Source organism: Exiguobacterium sp. s149 (assembly GCF_018618395.1).
In the GTDB taxonomy this organism is placed as follows: domain Bacteria; phylum Bacillota; class Bacilli; order Exiguobacteriales; family Exiguobacteriaceae; genus Exiguobacterium; species Exiguobacterium chiriqhucha.
In genome coordinates, this window is record NZ_JACSLZ010000004.1 from 1 (window position 1) to 16,371 (window position 16,371).

The window sequence follows — 16,371 nt, forward strand, 5'->3', positions numbered from 1 at the left end:
ACGCAAAAACACCTCCGATGCTAGCACTTTTTTTAAGTGTACCACTGCGAAGGTGTTTTTATATTGTCTCAAAAATTTAGGTTAGCCCAGACCTGATTTCAGATCTTCCCTCTCTTTTGTTATACCCAACCGCGGAAGCGCGACGCTTCTGCCATCTTACGCACACCGACCATATAGGCGGCGAGACGCATGTCGACCTTACGGGCCGACGAGGTATTGTATACCGTATTGAACGAGTGGACGAGCACTTTCTCAAGCTTCTCTTCCACTTCCTCTTCCGTCCAATAGTACCCTTGATTGTTTTGAACCCATTCGAAGTATGAAACCGTTACCCCACCGCTCGAAGCGAGCACGTCCGGGACAAGCAGGATGCCACGTTCCGTCAAGATGCGGGTCGCTTCGTTCGTCGTCGGCCCGTTCGCGGCCTCGACGACGATGGACGCTTTGATGTTGTCGGCGTTGTCCTCGGTGATTTGGTTCTCGATCGCGGCCGGGACTAAAATGTCGCAGTCGAGTTCGAGCATCTCTTTGTTCGAGATCGTGTTCTTGAATAAGGTCGAGATTGTCCCGAACGAGTCACGACGGTCGAGCAGATACGGGATGTCGAGACCGTTCTCGTCATGGATGGCTCCGTACGCATCGCTGACGGCGATGACTTTCGCTCCGGCGTCATGCATGAACTTCGACAGGAAGCTACCGGCGTTGCCGAACCCTTGGACGACGACGCGGGCGCCTTTTAACTCGATGCCGCGACGGAGCGCCGCTTCTCGAATCATGATGGCGACACCTTTTGCCGTCGCCGTCTCGCGACCGTGCGAGCCACCGAGCACGAGCGGTTTCCCGGTGATGAAACCTGGTGAGTTGAATTCATCGATTCGGCTATACTCGTCCATCATCCATGCCATGATTTGCGAGTTCGTGAACACGTCCGGTGCCGGGATGTCTTTCGTCGGCCCGACGATTTGACTGATAGCCCGAACGTAACCACGGCTCAACCGCTCAATTTCACGGAAACTCATCTCACGCGGATCACAAACGATTCCACCTTTACCGCCGCCATATGGCAGGTCGACGATGCCGGCTTTCAAGCTCATCCAGACCGACAACGCCTTCACTTCGACCTCGGTCACGCTCGGGTGGAATCGGATTCCACCTTTTGTCGGTCCGACCGCATCGTTATGTTGCGCACGATATCCCGTGAAAATCTTTGTCGATCCATCATCCATCCGAACCGGGATGCGGACGGTCAACATCCGAAGCGGCTCTTTCAAGAGCTCGTACATCTCTTCTGGATACCCGAGTTTATCGAGCGCCTCGTGTATCACTTCTTGTGTCGATTCAAGGATGTTTTTTCGTTTTTGATGACCTTTTTCTTGATCCGTAATCATGAAGGTTTCCTCCCCTAAATTGTCGATTCTCCCCCAAGAATCAACCTCGTATTCGTTTAAAAGTATATCTGATACGCGCCCAATTTGAAAGGCTTTTACAAAAATAATGAAAGCGTTTTCTAAAACGAAAAAAGAAGGGAGTGCCCCTTCTTACTTTTCAAGTGCGAGTGCGATGAATCGCTCTAACAGTTCACCGTACGAGATACCGACGGCGCGAGCGCTGTCCGGGAACAGGCTGAGCGGTGTCATGCCAGGCAGTGTGTTCGTCTCTAAAATATAGGCGAGCCCGTCTTCTGAGACGAGGAAGTCTGAACGGGAATATCCGCTGCAGCCGAGGGCACGGTGCGCTTGAATCGCAGCCGCCTGAACTTCTTCGGTCAACGAAGCCGGCAACTCGGCCGGACAGACGTGAATCGATCCACCTTCTGAATACTTCGACTCATAGTCATAAAACTCGTTTTTCGGGATAATCTCGATAACCGGGAGCGCGGCTTCGGCGCCATGGTTTCCGAGTACAGGTACCGTCAATTCACGACCTTTAATATATTGTTCGACCAAGACGGCCGTATCGCAGGCGAACGCTTTGTCGATTCCTTCACGGAGCATCGTTTCGTCCATCGCGATCGTCAATCCGTTCGAAGACCCTTCTTGGGCCGGTTTGACGACACATGGGAATTCACCGCCCCACTCGACGATTTTCGCGTCGATATCGTCCCCTGTCTCGATGAGGACGTCACGGGCGATTCGGATGCCGGCAGCGGCGAAGATGATTTTCGCACGGGCTTTGTCCATCGCGAGCGCGGACGCCAACACACCAGACCCCGTGTACGGCAAGCCCGCCATCTCCAAGAGCGACTGCACGCGTCCGTCTTCACCGTACTTGCCATGCAAGGCGCTGACGACGACGTCGGCTTGAAGCGTCAACAGCTCATTGGCTCGGTCCGGGTGAAAATCAATCGCCACGACGTCGTGACCCCGTTCTTCGAGCGCTTCAATCATTCCTTTACCACTCGTGAGCGACACTTCCCGCTCACCTGATACACCACCATATAATACCGCGACTTTCATCAAATCTCTCCTTCAGCTAGCTACTCCAAAATTCAAGTTTTATCATACCATGTGTCGGCGGAAAACAATAGAAACAGAACAGTAAAAAAGCCGTACTTACGCGAACGTATCGTACAGCTGTTTCACGGCCTGTTCAGTTTGAATCGTCTTGCCGTACTCCATCATGACGTACGGACTGACGGTCGTCGTTCGACCGTACTCCGACAAGATGGCGGCCAGTCGTTCTTCCACGTCTGGTTTGAGCACCTCGACAAAGTGCAGATAATATCGTCCCTCGTAATGATAGAACGCTCCGCCCTGCTCGGTGTCTCGCATATGTGGGAACAAGCGAATCGAGGCGTTGATGACGTCCTCGATATCGTCAAATTGATAAATCAAATGATGAATCACGTCGATGGTGAGCCGAATCTCGACTTGCTCTTGATCCGACTCCGCTACGGGCGCATCGACTTTCTGGACGTCGATGACGAGCCCGTCACGGGGAAACATCGTCACGTTCAAGTCGACGGTCCCTTGCGGCATGAAGCCAAATTCCGCTTCCGCCGTCTCAAGCAATTCCCGCCACAGGTCTTGACCGCTCTCCCCCACGATGGTATCGATGGCGATGCCTCGAGTGGATAGGTCGCTCGCGGTCAAATATACCCTTAAATGTTCTTTTGTTTGCTTTTCAAATCTCAAACGAAAACCTCCAAAGAATAATCAATCCTACTTTATAAGCTACTCCCGTTTGTTCGAGCTGTCAAATAGTTGACAACCACTCGGTCCACGCCTCGGGCGTGTCCCCGAGGAAGGCCGATCCGAATTCGGACGCTTGAAGGCTGACCGCGTAACCACCGGCCCCGATGACGAGGTTCGGGTGGTCGGCTTGGATGAACTGCATCGCGTCTTTCAGGCCATCGAGATGTTCTGTCAACGTACATGAGAAAATCAGACACTTGGCATCGATATCGCGCAACGCCTCGTTCAAATCCTCTTTCGGGAATCCCGCACCGAGGAAAATCACGTCATAACCGTATTGGCGTAAGTAAAGCGTCACGAACAAGAGCCCGATTTCATGCATCTCGCCCGGGGCACAGACGCAAATGATGCGCGGCAAAAAGGGATTCATCGGCATTTGGAGCGAGAGCGTCGATAGACGGGCACGCAAAAAGGCCGTCGCAAAATGTTCATGCGCAATCGTGATCGTCCCATTCTCCCAACGTGTCCCGATTTCCATCAATAACGGACCGATGATATCTTTCGTAACCTTTTCAAAACTGAACGTATTAAAGGCACGATTAATCAAATCGTGCGCCTTACGTTCATCAAATGAAAGTAACGCCTCGAGCAACCCGTCCATGAGCTCCTCGTCATAAAGGCGGGCAGGCTTCGGCTTCGGGGCTTCATGTAGCTGTTGAATTGCTTGGGATACGGTCAATCCTTCCCGTTGTTTTTCAACGACCCATTTTATCTTCTCGACGTCTTGGTCGGAATACAATCGATGACCCGAATCTGTCCGGCTCGGAACGATAAATTGATAGCGTCGTTCCCACGCCCGGATCGTGGTCGGGTTGACTCCGGTGAGTGACGCGACCGTCTTGATGGAGTACTTCGGCACAGCAGCCCCTCCTTTCCTACTAGTTCTTCTCTTTCAGTATAGACCCATCTGTACGGCTTTACCTGTTTTATTGTGCAAATCTTGTGAGAAATTGGTGAGATTGTGCATATTCACAACCTCGGCCACGAAATCATAAAAAAAATACGACGTTCTCGTCGTATTGTTTAGAAAAAGATGTCGTGACGACCTATATATAAAAATACAAGAATAATGGCAAACATCGTCAGTGTAAGCATCATGGCGAGCGGCCGCTTCAGCCAGTTGTCGTTCAATTTCTCTTTTCGCTCATGCTCTTGCCGTTCAGCGCGAGATGGCAACGTGTCCACCACTTGTTCACGAAGTGAGTCCGCTTGATTCCGATGTCGCAACGTGTGCCCTCCTTTACCTTTTTTATCATTTTACTATGATATCAATCAAAGGAAAAGATACGAGCCAACCGATGTTTCCAATCTGTCACATTTTTAGACACAAGTTGCTCCGACGGCGGGAACACGATTTCGCCGCAGATGTCGCAACAATCGCTTTGCTTGACCGGTTGCTCCGAGAAATAATTTAACAAATAATCGCGCCGGCACGTCTTGATGAGGGCATAGTCCATCATCTGCCCGAGTTGACGATACCGGGCCCGCTTTCTATCTTTTACCCAATCCACCGCCTCGGCAAGCGTCCGCTCGGCAAGCATCTGATTCAACAGTCCCCAAACCGGGTCTTCCTCGTTCAAGCGCAATAAGCGTGGCAACTGGGCCAGGCTCGTGCCATTGTCTCGTTCAAAATAAGCGAGACGGATATCTTTGTCTTTCGGATATTGCTGGTCAATCAAAAACTGTTGAATCCGCTCATCCCCTTCGGCGTATAGCAAGACCGCGAAAGCCGGCTCACCGTCACGCCCAGCCCGACCGATCTCTTGCATGTACGCCTCGAGCGTGGCCGGGATTTGATAATGGATGACGGAACGGACGTTATCTTTATTGACACCCATCCCGAACGCACTCGTACACACCATGATGGCGACTTCGTCACGTAAAAATTGTGACTGCACAAGGCGCCGGTCCTCGGTCGACATGCCACCGTGATAAAACAAGGCGTCATCGAGATGGAGGGCGAGCGCTTCGGCCTCACGCCGTGTCGCCGTATAGATGACGGCCGGTTTCGGCACGTCGTGGACGAGTTCACTCAGACGACGCATCTTATCTTCTGACCCGAGACGTTCCACGATGAGGCGAATCTCGGGACGGTTCGCCGAGTGGACGAACTGCGCCGGCGAGAAGAGCGCCAGTTTCTCGACAATATCTCGTTTCACCGTCTCAGGCGCGGTCGCCGTGACGGCCATACACTGCGGACTGCCGAGCTGTTTGCGCAGTTCACCTAGGCGCGCATACTCCGGCCGGAACTCATGGCCCCACTGCGAGATGCAGTGCGCCTCGTCGACGACGAGCATTTGAATTTTCGTCCGCGCCAGCGCCCGAGTCACATGGGGCACAGCGAGTTGCTCCGGCGATAAATACAAGAAGCGGTACCGTTTCAAATGATTTAAAATCTCTTGCTTCTCTTCGAGCGTCTCCATCGACGTCAATCGCGCCACCCCGCGTTCGCCGCGTTCGCGGATGTGGAGCATCTGATCCTCAATCAGTGACAAGAGCGGCGAGACGATAATCGTCAACCCATCGTTTTTGATATAGGACGGGAGTTGGAACGTCAATGACTTCCCGGCACCAGTCGGCATGATGGCAAGCACGTCCTGCCCATCGGCGACCGCTTCGATCACCTCGCGCTGTCCCCGACGGAAACTGTCATAACCGAAAACTCGCTTCAACGTCTTCTCAAACAAATGTCTCACCTCGTTTCAATCGTGCGAACACCAATCGGATTTGATAGTAACTGATTCCGTCGATTTGTTCAAAAATCGGCTTGAGCGCCCAACTCGATTCGTCACGTAGCTGCTCGACTTGCTTGATTTGCTCGAGCGGTACGAATTGATCGAGCGGAAATTCGTCCAAATACATCGCCATCTCGACGACGTGGTCTTCAATCGTACTGGTGCGTAATCGCCGCTGCGATTGCACTTGCTGGAACGACCGGCCGGCCAAGAACTGTTCATACGACCCCCGCGCCGATAAAGTCATCCGTTCACTCGATAAGCCGTGGGCGAATCCTAACAGTTTTGCATCTCGCGGCAGTTTCCATAGGAGCGCATTCCATCCGGCCAAAAAGTAAAGCCGGGCTGTCCGTGCATCAACGTCGAGGAGGGCCGCGATTTGCTCATACGTATATCCGGTCTCGAACGCCCCTGTGAACCGGTAGACGACAGCGGTCGCATAAGGATCGCCGATGTCTTCAAGCGCCGTCTCGAGCTCGTGGTGGAAGCTTTGAATCAACGGTCGCCATTCACGTTCGGTCCGCACGATTTGTTTGACCCAACGTTCGGCTAAACGGTCGGCCTGGACCGGATAAAACGTGCGCTCATGCTCGAGCGACATGAACGTCTGCACGAACAGACTGAGCCGTTTCCATGTCATCGTCGTATAGTCTCGATACTCACCGCCGAGACGGTCGAACAAGTCACTGACGGCCTCGGGCGAAGCAAGCATTGCCCCGGCTTCGGTCAAGGTAAAACTCGAGCGGTTGAGCCAACCACGCTTTTCGAACGAAGTGAGCAATTTCTCATAGTCGTACTTCGTGTAGGGGAACAAGCCAAAAATCGGTTCTAAATCATAAAAAAAGGCATCTTGCAGCGTCGTCGCCGATCGTTTTCCGTTCAATACGTGAAACAAACTACGCTCGCTGCGTTCACCTTTCAAGCGCTGGATGGATAGCAACAACACCCCGTCCGCCAAATGAACCATCGTTCCACCTCCTTGTTAAAATTATGCTTCCAAAACGTTATTCGTTTCCTCATTGAAATATTTGGGTATGTAGACTACAATTACTCATAGTCAGTAGAAAATCATTTCTATGCAGAGAGACGAAACGTATGGAGGGTTACAAATGGCAAAATTTACGATTGTTGATAAAGATACATGTATCGCATGTGGGGCCTGCGGAGCAGCTGCCCCAGACATCTTCGACTATGATGACGAAGGCCTCGCGTTCAACTTGATGGACGACAACACGGGTACGATTGAAGTCCCGGATGAGTTGTATGAGGACTTGATGGACGCCTTCGAGGGCTGCCCGACCGACTCAATCAAAGTCGCAGACGAATCATTCGACGGCGACGCACTCAAGTACGAATAAGCGAGACATGTGTGCCATCTTGGCGCACATGTCTTTTTTTAACGTGTCGCTTTGCGGAAACCGGCCTCCCGCGCCTCTTCTTCTGTACAGAACATCTCTTCCGGGATCGTGCGCTCATAGCTCGCCCCGCCCGGAACGTGATAAATCTTCTCTCCGTCCCGATTGATATTCCCTTTAATGTCACATCCATCCGTGTCTCGTTTCGGCTGGGCCGGCTCGGTCGCCTCGTGGTCGAATCCGTTGCCGGTCACATAATCCTCGAGACTCCAAATTCCGAGCAATTCCCGACGCGCGGCCTGTTCGACGTCCCGGAACGCATCGACGTGTTGCGTGTTCGGCGCGTATACATAGGCGACGCGCGCCAGACCGCGACGTAACAATTCCTCGTTCAGCATCGCATCGTCGTACCAGACGTAGGCGAGCGTCCGTTGATAGCGATCGTAGCGCCCGACATCATACTCGAGCGTGATCGTATCCCCTTCCGGCAGCCACCGTTCGACGAATGATTTCGCATCCTCTCCGAACGGCTGGACCGGTAGCGTCGGATGGCTCGTCTCCGGTGTATCGACGAGCAGAAGGCGAATCGATTCGGTCGCTCCGTTCTCAAACTCGACTTTGAGCGTGTCCCCGTCGATGACGCGGTCGAGCGTGACCGTCTCGGTCTTCCCGAGCGGCCGCGCGACTTGTTGCGTGACCGACGCCGACGGAAAGTCGGCCTCGAGTTCGACGAGCGACTCCGGCGGATCGATTTGTTCAGCGAACCAGTCATCGACTGAGCAGCCTGCGAGCGAGATGCTCAGCACGACAGCGATCAGCAGTTGCCACCATTTTTTCAATTGTCTCACCTCTACACCAGTATAACAAAAAAGGTTGTTTGACTTAAGCGTCAAACAACCTTGGTGAAATGGACATTTGTCCTTTTGGTGATTAGCGTTTCCCTTTAATATATGGGATACCGACCGATTTCGGTGCATCCGCACGTCCGACGACACCCGCGAGGGCAAGAATCGTAAGCGCATACGGTGCAATCAAGAGCAACACTTGCGGCACGTTGCTGATGACCGGCAAGTTACTGCCGATGATCGACAACGCTTGGGCGAAACCGAAGAAGAGGCCGGCTCCGAGCGCGCCGAGCGGGTTCCACTTCCCGAAGATCATGGCGGCGATGGCCAAGAAACCTTGACCGACAATCGTCGTCCCACTGAAGTTCGTCGTGACCGTGACGGCGTAGACCGCACCGGCGAGACCGCCGAACGCACCTGAGAGCATGACGCCCATGAAGCGCATTTTCGTGACGTTGATTCCCATCGTATCAGCCGCCATCGGGTGTTCCCCGACCGAGCGGAGACGAAGGCCAAACGGCGTCTTGAAGATGACGAACCAGACGACGAACGCGAGCGCGATGGCGATGAACGACGTGTACTGGACGTTGATGAAGAACATACGAAGTACCGGGATATCCGATAAAATCGGCACGTTCTCTTTCGCAATCCGAAACTCGATGAAATCGGTTTGTCCTTTGTTGTAGAGGACACGGACGACGAAGATGGCGAGACCGATCGCAAGCATGTTGATGGCGACCCCGAGCACCGTCTGGTCAGCGCGCCAAAGGATGGCCGGCACTGCCAAGAAGAGCGAGAAGAGCGCGCCGACGACCATGGCGACCAAGAGCGCAATCCAAGGACTGAGACCGCCGAGCCCCATGCTCGTCAACGTGAGCGTCGTGATGATGCCCGTGGCGGCACCGATGACCATGATGCCTTCCAAGGCGATGTTGACGACACCCGAACGTTCACTGAAGATGCCGCCGAGCGCCGCGATGATGAGTGGAGTCGCATAGGCCAACGCGACCGGGACGACAATATAGAGGACTTCTAAGAAGCTCATTTTTTCTCCACTCCTTTCTTACGATTTCCTTTGAATTTGTCAATCACGTAGTTGAACGCATAACCCGACGCCACGAAGATGACGATGGCCGCGATGATGACTTTGACGAGCTCAGACGGAATGTTGGCACCGAGCTGCATCGCGAGTCCACCGATGTTGAGTCCGGCGAACAAGATGGCTGCCAAGACGACACCGATGGCCGTGTTCGCACCGAGAAGGGCGACGGCAATCCCGTCGAATCCGACCCCAGTGAACGAGGCGCTGAGCGTCATGCCGTTGAACGTACCAAGGCCTTCCATCGCGCCGGCGAGTCCAGCGAACATACCTGAGATGACGAATGACAGGATGATGTTGCGATTGACGCTCATCCCGGCGTATTGTGACGCGTGTTTGTTGAATCCGACGGCCCGAAGCTCATAACCGAGCGTCGTCCGTTGCAAGATGTAGTAATAGACGATGGCCGCGAGCACAGCGATGATGACACCCCAGTGCAAGCGGGAGAACTGCGTCATTTCTTGAAGCCATGGCGACGCGAGCGACGCCGACTCGTTGATTGACTCGGTCCGTTCGTTCGTTACGCCGATGACGCTACGCAAGATCGCGTTCGTCGTGTACAAGGCGATATAGTTCATCATGATCGATGTGATAACTTCATGAACGTGGAACTTAGCTTTCAAGAAACCAGGGACGAACGCCCAGAGCGCTGCCGCGAACATGGCCGCGAGAAGCGCGAGCGGGAGGTGGATGAACATCGGTAAATCAAAGTTGATTCCGACATAAACGGCTGCCACCCAACCGATTAACACTTGACCTTCGACTCCGATGTTGAAGAGACCAGTCCGGAACGCGAATGCGACCGCTAAACCCGAGAAGATGAGCGGCGCTGCGGCACGAAGTGTTTCTCCGATTGCATATGGGCTTCCGACCATACCTTCGAATAATGACGAGAACCCTTGAATCGGGTCATAGCCGCCAATCAGCATGACGATTGCCCCAACGAGAAGTCCCATCAAAATCGACAAGAGCGGGATGAGCAGTCGATTGAATCCTAACTTATTCATACTGTTTCTTCTCCTCTCTTACCGCCGGCCATCAAGAAGCCGAGTTCTTGCTCGGTCGTTTCTTTCGGATCACGAATCCCGACAATCTTACCTTCATATAAGACGGCGACTCGGTCCGCGACGTGTAAAATCTCTTCGAGTTCGAACGAGATTAAGAGGACGGCGCGTCCTTTCTCACGTTCTTTGATGAGCTGTTCATGAATGAACTCGATTGCACCGACGTCAAGTCCACGCGTCGGTTGGGCCGCAATCAACAAGTCAGGTGACCGGTCGACTTCACGGGCGATAATCGCTTTCTGCTGGTTACCACCTGATAAGGCACGGGCCGGTACATCGACCGATGGAGTTCGGACGTCAAACTTCTCAATCAACGCCTTCGCTTTCTCAGCCACAGCTTTATAGTTCATCAAACCACGCTTCGAGAACGGCTCTTTGTAATACGTTTGGAGGACCATGTTGTCCCGAATCGAATAGTCGAGGACGAGTCCGTGTTTATGACGGTCTTGCGGGATGTGACCGACGCCAGATTCCGTCACTTTACGTGGCGTGAACCCAGTCACGTCTTTCCCATTCAACAATACTTTTCCAGACTCCGGTTTCTTCAAGCCTGAGATGGCTTCAATCAACTCGGTCTGTCCGTTTCCGTCAATCCCGGCGATTCCGAGAATCTCTCCTGAACGAATCTGTAAATCCAAGCCGTCGACGGCTTCAAGCCCGCGACTGTCTTTGACGACGAGTTTTTGCACGTCGAGGACGACTTGCTGTGGATCTGCCTTGGAATATTCCGCATCAAAGTTAACTTCACGCCCGACCATCATTTCAGCCAAACGGTCTTCATTGACCGTCTCATCGATATCGACGGTGCCGATATAACGTCCGCGACGGATAACCGTACAGCGGTCGGCCACTTGCATGATCTCTTTCAGTTTATGCGTGATCAAGATGATCGATTTACCTTCTTCGATCAAACGCTTCATGATTTGAATGAGTTCTTGAATCTCTTGTGGCGTCAATACAGCGGTTGGCTCGTCAAAAATCAAGATTTCAGCGCCGCGATAGAGCGTCTTCAAAATTTCGACACGTTGTTGCATCCCGACCGAGATGTCCTCGATTTTAGCGTCCGGATCAATGCGGAGACCGTATTGTTCCGAAATCTCCATAACTTTTTTACGCGCCGTGGCCCGGTCGACCGTCAATCCGCTCTTCGGCTCTGAGCCGAGGATGATGTTCTCGGTCACCGTGAACTTCTCGACGAGCATGAAGTGTTGGTGTACCATACCGATTCCAAGGTCGTTGGCGATGTTCGGATTCTCAATGTCCACTTTCTCCCCGCGCACGCGGATTTCCCCACCTTCCGGCTGATAAAGGCCGAACAGGACGTTCATGAGCGTCGATTTCCCGGCACCGTTCTCGCCGAGCAACGCATGAATCTCTCCTTTGCGCAATTGGAGGGTGATATTGTCGTTGGCAACGAACGTTCCGAACTCTTTGCGAATATTGAGCATTTCAATTACATATTCCAAGAAAGTCCACCCCTAACTTTAAGTAAAGGGAGACCGCATGGGTCCCCCCTAACTCAATGAATTATTTTACTGTTTTCATGAACTCTTCGAACTCAGCGTCAGTCGCTGGAGCCGTGATGTCACCGTCGATCAACTGTGTGCGGTACTCTTCCACTTTTGTGAGGACGTCAGCTGAAACGTTCTCATCAGAAGTTTCAGCAATCCCTACGCCGTCGTCTTTCAACGAGAACTCAACGATTTCGCCTGCAGGGAACTTATCTTCCATTGCAAGTTTCGATACTTCGTAAGTAGCCGTGTCAACACGTTTGACCATTGACGTAAGTGTTACGTTCTCTGGAAGACCTTCTTCGTATTGGTCGCGGTCAACACCGATGACCCATACATCTTCGCCGTTCTTCTTACGGTTTTTCGCTTCTGTGAATACCCCTACCCCAGTACCGCCTGCTGCGTGGTACACGATATCAGATCCTGCTCCGTACATACCTGAAGCGATGGCAGTTCCTTTTTCAGCTGAGTTGAAGTCTTCAGCGTATTTCACGTCGATTGTTGCATCAGGGTTAACAGCCATGACGCCCGCTTTGTAACCGTTCTCGAACTTCTTGATTAAGTCAGACTCAACACCACCGACGAATCCAACTTTGTCAGTTTTCGTAGTGAGACCAGCGACGACACCAACGAGGAATGAACCTTCTTGCTCTTTGAACGTGATCGATGCGACGTTCGGCGCATCGACGACCATGTCGACGATCGCGAAGTTGTTGTCTGGGAATTGATCAGCAACTTTTTTGATGTCTTCGCCCATCAAGAAGCCGATTCCGTAAATCAAGTTGAAGTTATCGCGTGCCAATTGCTGCAAGTTTGGCTGATAGTCCGCTTGTTTTGATGATTGAAGATATTTGAAGCCTTCGTTTTCAGTCAAGCTGTTGTCTTTCCCGAACTTCGTAAGACCTTCCCAAGCTGATTGGTTGAACGATTTATCATCGACACCGCCAGTGTCGGTTACCATGGCTACTTTGAAGTCGCTGCCTTCGCCGCCGCCGTCGCTGTTTGAAGCACCTTCATTGTCATCCCCGCCACATGCTGCGAGTACTGTTGAGAGTGTGAGGCCTGCTGCTAAAGCTGAGAGAATCGTTTTTTTCTTGTTCATCGTCGTGTTTCCCCTTTCGGATCATAACAATTAAGGTTGTCATGTCATCAGTAGTCTTTACACCGGTATAAGAAAGCGCTTTCACGCTGTTCCCCAAAAATAACCGTTTCCGGATAAAACGAACGTGCTTAGACGCGTTTGCGAACGACGTGGAAGTCGAAGCGGTCCGCTCGGAAAAAGTTCGCCGAATCGAGCAGCGGTAAGTCGCTCTCATCGTAATGCAATTGCTTTAATGCCAGTAACGGTTGGTCCGTTTGAAGTTGCGTCGAGATTTCCGCGTTCACACTCGGTTCGATGTGCGTGATCGCATAAGCGACCCGACGTCCTACCTCTTGTTCGAGCGCATCAAACAACGACTTGCCTTCCGTCAACGCTTTAGGATTCGAGACGAGGTGGGCCGGAATTTTATCGACACAGTATACAACTGGTGTCTCGTCTGCATAACGAATCCGGACAATCCGATAAATCGGCGAGTTCGGTTCAATTTTCAGACGCTCAGCTTCTCTCTCGGTCGCTAGAACCTTTTCGGCCACCAATACTTTCGTTCCTGGTGTCATCTTGGCGCGCATAATCATGTCCGTGACACTGAACAGTTCTTCAATCCCTGAAGTGAACGGGGGTTTTGAACTGATAAATGTTCCGACGCCATGTTTCCGCACGACAAATTTCTCGTCTTCGAGGATACGAAGGGCTTCCCGGAGTGTCGCTCGACTGACTCCTAGTTGCTTCGACAACTCGAACTCTGAAGGAAGCTTCTCTCCTTCACGATAGACACCATCGTCGATATCTTGCTTGATTTTCTCAATCACGCGAAGATAGAGCAAGCGATGATCGAGCTTGATCGACATGGGCCTCACCACCTTTACCTATTCTAACCAGTGCTCAGACATCTGACGTATGAATGTCCTTGCCAATATTAAGTATAGGGATTCGAGAATTAGAACGCAATACTTTTTGTTCGGAATCAGGGAAATATTTTAATGTGAAGGGATTATGTATACCTCTTAGTCTATATTACCTGTTGTGGAGCCGTTTGAAAAGAAATCGTAACATGTAAACGGTATTAAAAAATGAAAGCGATTCAACGATTTTAGTAGTATGTCTTAATGTATCAAATAGGTCAGATGTGCTATATTAGTTTGTCCCAACATGACGTTGACCCCAATCGTCACGTTTGAACCGGATTATCTGAAATTATATAAAAAACGAACGATTAGGATTTCTTATACCTAATCGTTCGTTTTACTATTTATACCTCTGGTTGATTAATGAGCACTTTCCGCGGCTTTGAGCCTTCTGACGGCCCGACATATCCAGCCTGTTCAAGCGAATCAATCAATCGGGCGGCTCGATTATAACCGATGCGGAATCTTCGTTGAATCATCGAAGTCGATGCCGTCTCTTGCGTCAAGATGAATTGAATGACTTCTTCGAACAACGAATCGTCCGAGTCAATCGTCGTGACCTCCTCTTCTTTCGGCATCATCGCCTCGACGTATTGGGCCCGTTGTTGGGCGATGACGTGATTGACGACCGTCTCGACTTCTTGATCCGAGACGAAGGCGCCTTGGACACGGATTGGTTTGTTCATCCCGTTGGCGAGCATGAGCATATCACCGCGTCCGAGCAACTTCTCCGCCCCGCCACCGTCAAGAATCGTCCGTGAATCCGTTTGTGACGAGACCGCGAACGCAATCCGGGACGGGATGTTCGCTTTGATGACACCGGTGATGACATCGACCGATGGACGCTGGGTGGCGAGCACCATATGAATCCCTGCTGCCCGCGCCATCTGGGCGAGACGCATAATCGCGTCCTCGACGTCGTTCGAGGCGACCATCATCAAATCGGCGAGTTCATCGACGATGACGACGATGAACGGCAGACGCTTCGCATCCTCATCGTCCGACTTGTCGACGAGTTCGTTATAACCTTCGATGTTCCGGACGCCATAGCGGCTGAACAGCTCATAGCGCCGCTCCATCTCGGCGACGACTTGTTTGAGCGCTTGGGCCGCTTTCTTCGGATCGGTCACGACCGGCGTCAACAAGTGCGGGACACCGTTATAGACGTTCAACTCGACCATTTTCGGGTCGATCATCATGAGCCGGACCTCATCAGGACGCGTCCGCATCAAGAGTGACACGATCATGCCGTTGATACAGACCGATTTCCCTGAACCAGTCGAACCGGCGACGAGCAAATGCGGCATCTTGTTCAAGGCGATCGTCACCGTCTCGCCGCTGATGCTGCGGCCGAGGGCAACGAGAAGCGGCGACTGTTCGCGCTTGACCGGATCGGCCTCGAGCACTTCACGGAGACAGACCGGCGCCACTTCCTGGTTCGGCACTTCAATCCCGATGGCCGCTTTGCCAGGAATCGGGGCCTCGATCCGGATATCTTTCGCGGCGAGCGCGAGGGCAAGGTCGTCACTGAGCGACGTGATGCGGCTCACTTTGACCCCGATATCCGGTTGCAGTTCATACTTCGTCACGGTCGGACCGAGATGAATCTTCAATACTTTCACACCGACACCGAACGATTTGAGCGTTTGGACGAGTTTCGTCGCGTTCGCTTTCAAACGGGCGTTCTCACCGGACAAGTCGGTCACGACCGGTTCACTGAGAATCGTGAACGTCGGCAGCTCATACGTGTCTGACACATCCTGTGACGCCGTCATCATCATATCCTCGGTCGGCAGGTCGGCCACTTCTTCAGCAGAGGCCGTCTCCTCCACTTTCGGACGCTTCTCGGCGACGACTTTCTCGCTGAACCCGACAATCGGGATATCATGCATCGTCACTGCGTCCGCCTCAGGCTCGGCTTCGGCAGGGATCGGCTCGACCTTCGCCGGGGCCGGGACGGCCTTCTGACGCTTCACTGGAGCCGGTTTGACCCGTTCCCGGTCGTGCCACTCTTGTTTGATGGCCGTGCCCGTCTCAAGCAGCCGCGAACCCATCGTCCGCCAAATCGTTGGCGACAACAGGGAAATCCCGACAATCATGCAGAGGGCGCCTAAAAAGACGATCCCGAAGTCGGAGAGCAAGTATTGGTTGAGTCGATAGAGCGCCCCGTTGACCTCGCCTCGTTCGGCCCCCCATACCAAGTCCCCGAACATGAGAAACGACGTGAACAACAATAGAATCCCGGTCCGTTGCATTGGGCGAAACTCATTTAAAAAGACGAGCAACGTGAATGCGATTGCCAAATACGTAAGCGCCCCCCAGCCCCCGAACAACGTCGTCGCGAGGAGCGACGTCTGATTGCCGACCCATCCAAAATCGAACAGGGAGAAGATGAACGCCGTAATCGACAGGACGAAGGCGATCCAGCCATATGTACGTAGTGGAATGGGCTGTTTTTTCGCACGTCTCGTCGTCGGTCGTTTCCGCTTCACCGGGGTTTTTCTCGTTTTTTGTGCCACCTTAGATTCCTCCTAAAAAAACAAGGCAAAAGTCTGATGACT

15 protein-coding genes are annotated in these 16,371 nt (G+C 52.5%); 1 reads left to right on the forward strand and 14 read right to left on the reverse strand.

The window, feature by feature from the left end; translation table 11 throughout:
• Positions 1–119: 119 nt before the first annotated feature.
• The 7 genes from KNP81_RS06635 to KNP81_RS06665 all read right to left on the reverse strand — a co-directional run bounded on the left by KNP81_RS06635 (position 120) and on the right by KNP81_RS06665 (position 6,896).
• Positions 120–1,388 carry a Glu/Leu/Phe/Val family dehydrogenase gene (locus tag KNP81_RS06635; protein ID WP_021067184.1) on the reverse strand — a complete coding sequence of 423 codons (1,269 nt, stop codon included), beginning with the start codon at positions 1,386–1,388 and terminating at the stop codon, positions 120–122.
• 150 nt (positions 1,389–1,538) lie between these two features.
• Positions 1,539–2,456 carry a D-alanine--D-alanine ligase gene (locus KNP81_RS06640; RefSeq protein WP_021067183.1) on the reverse strand — a complete coding sequence of 306 codons (918 nt, stop codon included), beginning with the start codon at positions 2,454–2,456 and terminating at the stop codon, positions 1,539–1,541.
• Positions 2,457–2,552: 96 nt separating this feature from the next.
• Positions 2,553–3,134: an adaptor protein MecA gene (locus KNP81_RS06645; protein WP_021067182.1), complete on the reverse strand. Its 582-nt coding sequence runs from the start codon at positions 3,132–3,134 to the stop codon at positions 2,553–2,555.
• 61 nt (positions 3,135–3,195) lie between these two features.
• Complete coding sequence (locus KNP81_RS06650; protein ID WP_214719397.1) at positions 3,196–4,053, reverse strand: MerR family transcriptional regulator; 858 nt, start codon at positions 4,051–4,053, stop codon at positions 3,196–3,198.
• A 164-nt stretch (positions 4,054–4,217) separates the two neighbouring features.
• Positions 4,218–4,421: a hypothetical protein gene (locus tag KNP81_RS06655; protein ID WP_214719577.1), complete on the reverse strand. Its 204-nt coding sequence runs from the start codon at positions 4,419–4,421 to the stop codon at positions 4,218–4,220.
• Between the two features lie 41 nt (positions 4,422–4,462).
• Positions 4,463–5,890 (reverse strand): RecQ family ATP-dependent DNA helicase, encoded by a 1,428-nt coding sequence (locus KNP81_RS06660; protein WP_214719398.1) that lies wholly within the window; start codon positions 5,888–5,890, stop codon positions 4,463–4,465.
• Positions 5,874–6,896: a YpbB family protein gene (locus KNP81_RS06665; protein ID WP_251130299.1), complete on the reverse strand. Its 1,023-nt coding sequence runs from the start codon at positions 6,894–6,896 to the stop codon at positions 5,874–5,876. The genes KNP81_RS06660 and KNP81_RS06665 overlap by 17 nt, the downstream gene beginning before the upstream one ends.
• A gap of 142 nt (positions 6,897–7,038) precedes the next feature.
• Between KNP81_RS06665 and KNP81_RS06670 the strand changes: the two genes are divergently transcribed.
• The gene (locus KNP81_RS06670; protein ID WP_021067177.1) at positions 7,039–7,287 is read left to right on the forward strand and encodes a ferredoxin; all 249 of its coding nucleotides are present in this window, start codon (positions 7,039–7,041) and stop codon (positions 7,285–7,287) included.
• 38 nt (positions 7,288–7,325) lie between these two features.
• On the opposite strand, the gene KNP81_RS06675 is transcribed toward KNP81_RS06670, so the two are convergent.
• From KNP81_RS06675 to KNP81_RS06705, 7 genes are all read right to left on the reverse strand, one after another.
• On the reverse strand, positions 7,326–8,132 hold the full coding sequence (locus KNP81_RS06675; protein WP_214719399.1) for a thermonuclease family protein: 807 nt from the start codon (positions 8,130–8,132) through the stop codon (positions 7,326–7,328).
• Positions 8,133–8,214: 82 nt separating this feature from the next.
• Positions 8,215–9,174 carry an ABC transporter permease gene (locus KNP81_RS06680; RefSeq protein ID WP_214719400.1) on the reverse strand — a complete coding sequence of 320 codons (960 nt, stop codon included), beginning with the start codon at positions 9,172–9,174 and terminating at the stop codon, positions 8,215–8,217.
• On the reverse strand, positions 9,171–10,235 hold the full coding sequence (locus tag KNP81_RS06685; protein ID WP_214719401.1) for an ABC transporter permease: 1,065 nt from the start codon (positions 10,233–10,235) through the stop codon (positions 9,171–9,173). Before KNP81_RS06685 ends, KNP81_RS06680 begins: the two co-directional genes overlap by 4 nt.
• A complete protein-coding gene (locus KNP81_RS06690; protein WP_214719402.1) occupies positions 10,232–11,758 on the reverse strand; it encodes an ABC transporter ATP-binding protein in 1,527 nt (508 codons plus the stop codon). Before KNP81_RS06690 ends, KNP81_RS06685 begins: the two co-directional genes overlap by 4 nt.
• Before the next feature lie 61 nt (positions 11,759–11,819).
• Entirely contained in the window at positions 11,820–12,905 is a 1,086-nt protein-coding gene (locus tag KNP81_RS06695; protein WP_214719403.1) for a BMP family lipoprotein, read from the reverse strand.
• 128 nt (positions 12,906–13,033) lie between these two features.
• Positions 13,034–13,753, reverse strand: coding sequence for a GntR family transcriptional regulator (locus KNP81_RS06700; RefSeq protein WP_021067171.1), 720 nt, complete (start codon positions 13,751–13,753; stop codon positions 13,034–13,036).
• A gap of 401 nt (positions 13,754–14,154) precedes the next feature.
• The gene (locus tag KNP81_RS06705; RefSeq protein ID WP_214719404.1) at positions 14,155–16,329 is read right to left on the reverse strand and encodes a DNA translocase FtsK; all 2,175 of its coding nucleotides are present in this window, start codon (positions 16,327–16,329) and stop codon (positions 14,155–14,157) included.
• Positions 16,330–16,371 lie beyond the last annotated feature (42 nt).

Coding starts and splice junctions, on each gene's coding strand:
- KNP81_RS06670 (WP_021067177.1), top strand. CDS start 7,039: ATGGCAAAATTTACGATTGTTGATAAAGATACATGTATCGCATGTGGG.
- KNP81_RS06665 (WP_251130299.1), bottom strand. CDS start 6,896: ATGGTTCATTTGGCGGACGGGGTGTTGTTGCTATCCATCCAGCGCTTG.
- KNP81_RS06680 (WP_214719400.1), bottom strand. CDS start 9,174: ATGAGCTTCTTAGAAGTCCTCTATATTGTCGTCCCGGTCGCGTTGGCC.
- KNP81_RS06700 (WP_021067171.1), bottom strand. CDS start 13,753: ATGTCGATCAAGCTCGATCATCGCTTGCTCTATCTTCGCGTGATTGAG.
- KNP81_RS06640 (WP_021067183.1), bottom strand. CDS start 2,456: ATGAAAGTCGCGGTATTATATGGTGGTGTATCAGGTGAGCGGGAAGTG.
- KNP81_RS06635 (WP_021067184.1), bottom strand. CDS start 1,388: ATGATTACGGATCAAGAAAAAGGTCATCAAAAACGAAAAAACATCCTT.
- KNP81_RS06685 (WP_214719401.1), bottom strand. CDS start 10,235: ATGAATAAGTTAGGATTCAATCGACTGCTCATCCCGCTCTTGTCGATT.
- KNP81_RS06695 (WP_214719403.1), bottom strand. CDS start 12,905: ATGAACAAGAAAAAAACGATTCTCTCAGCTTTAGCAGCAGGCCTCACA.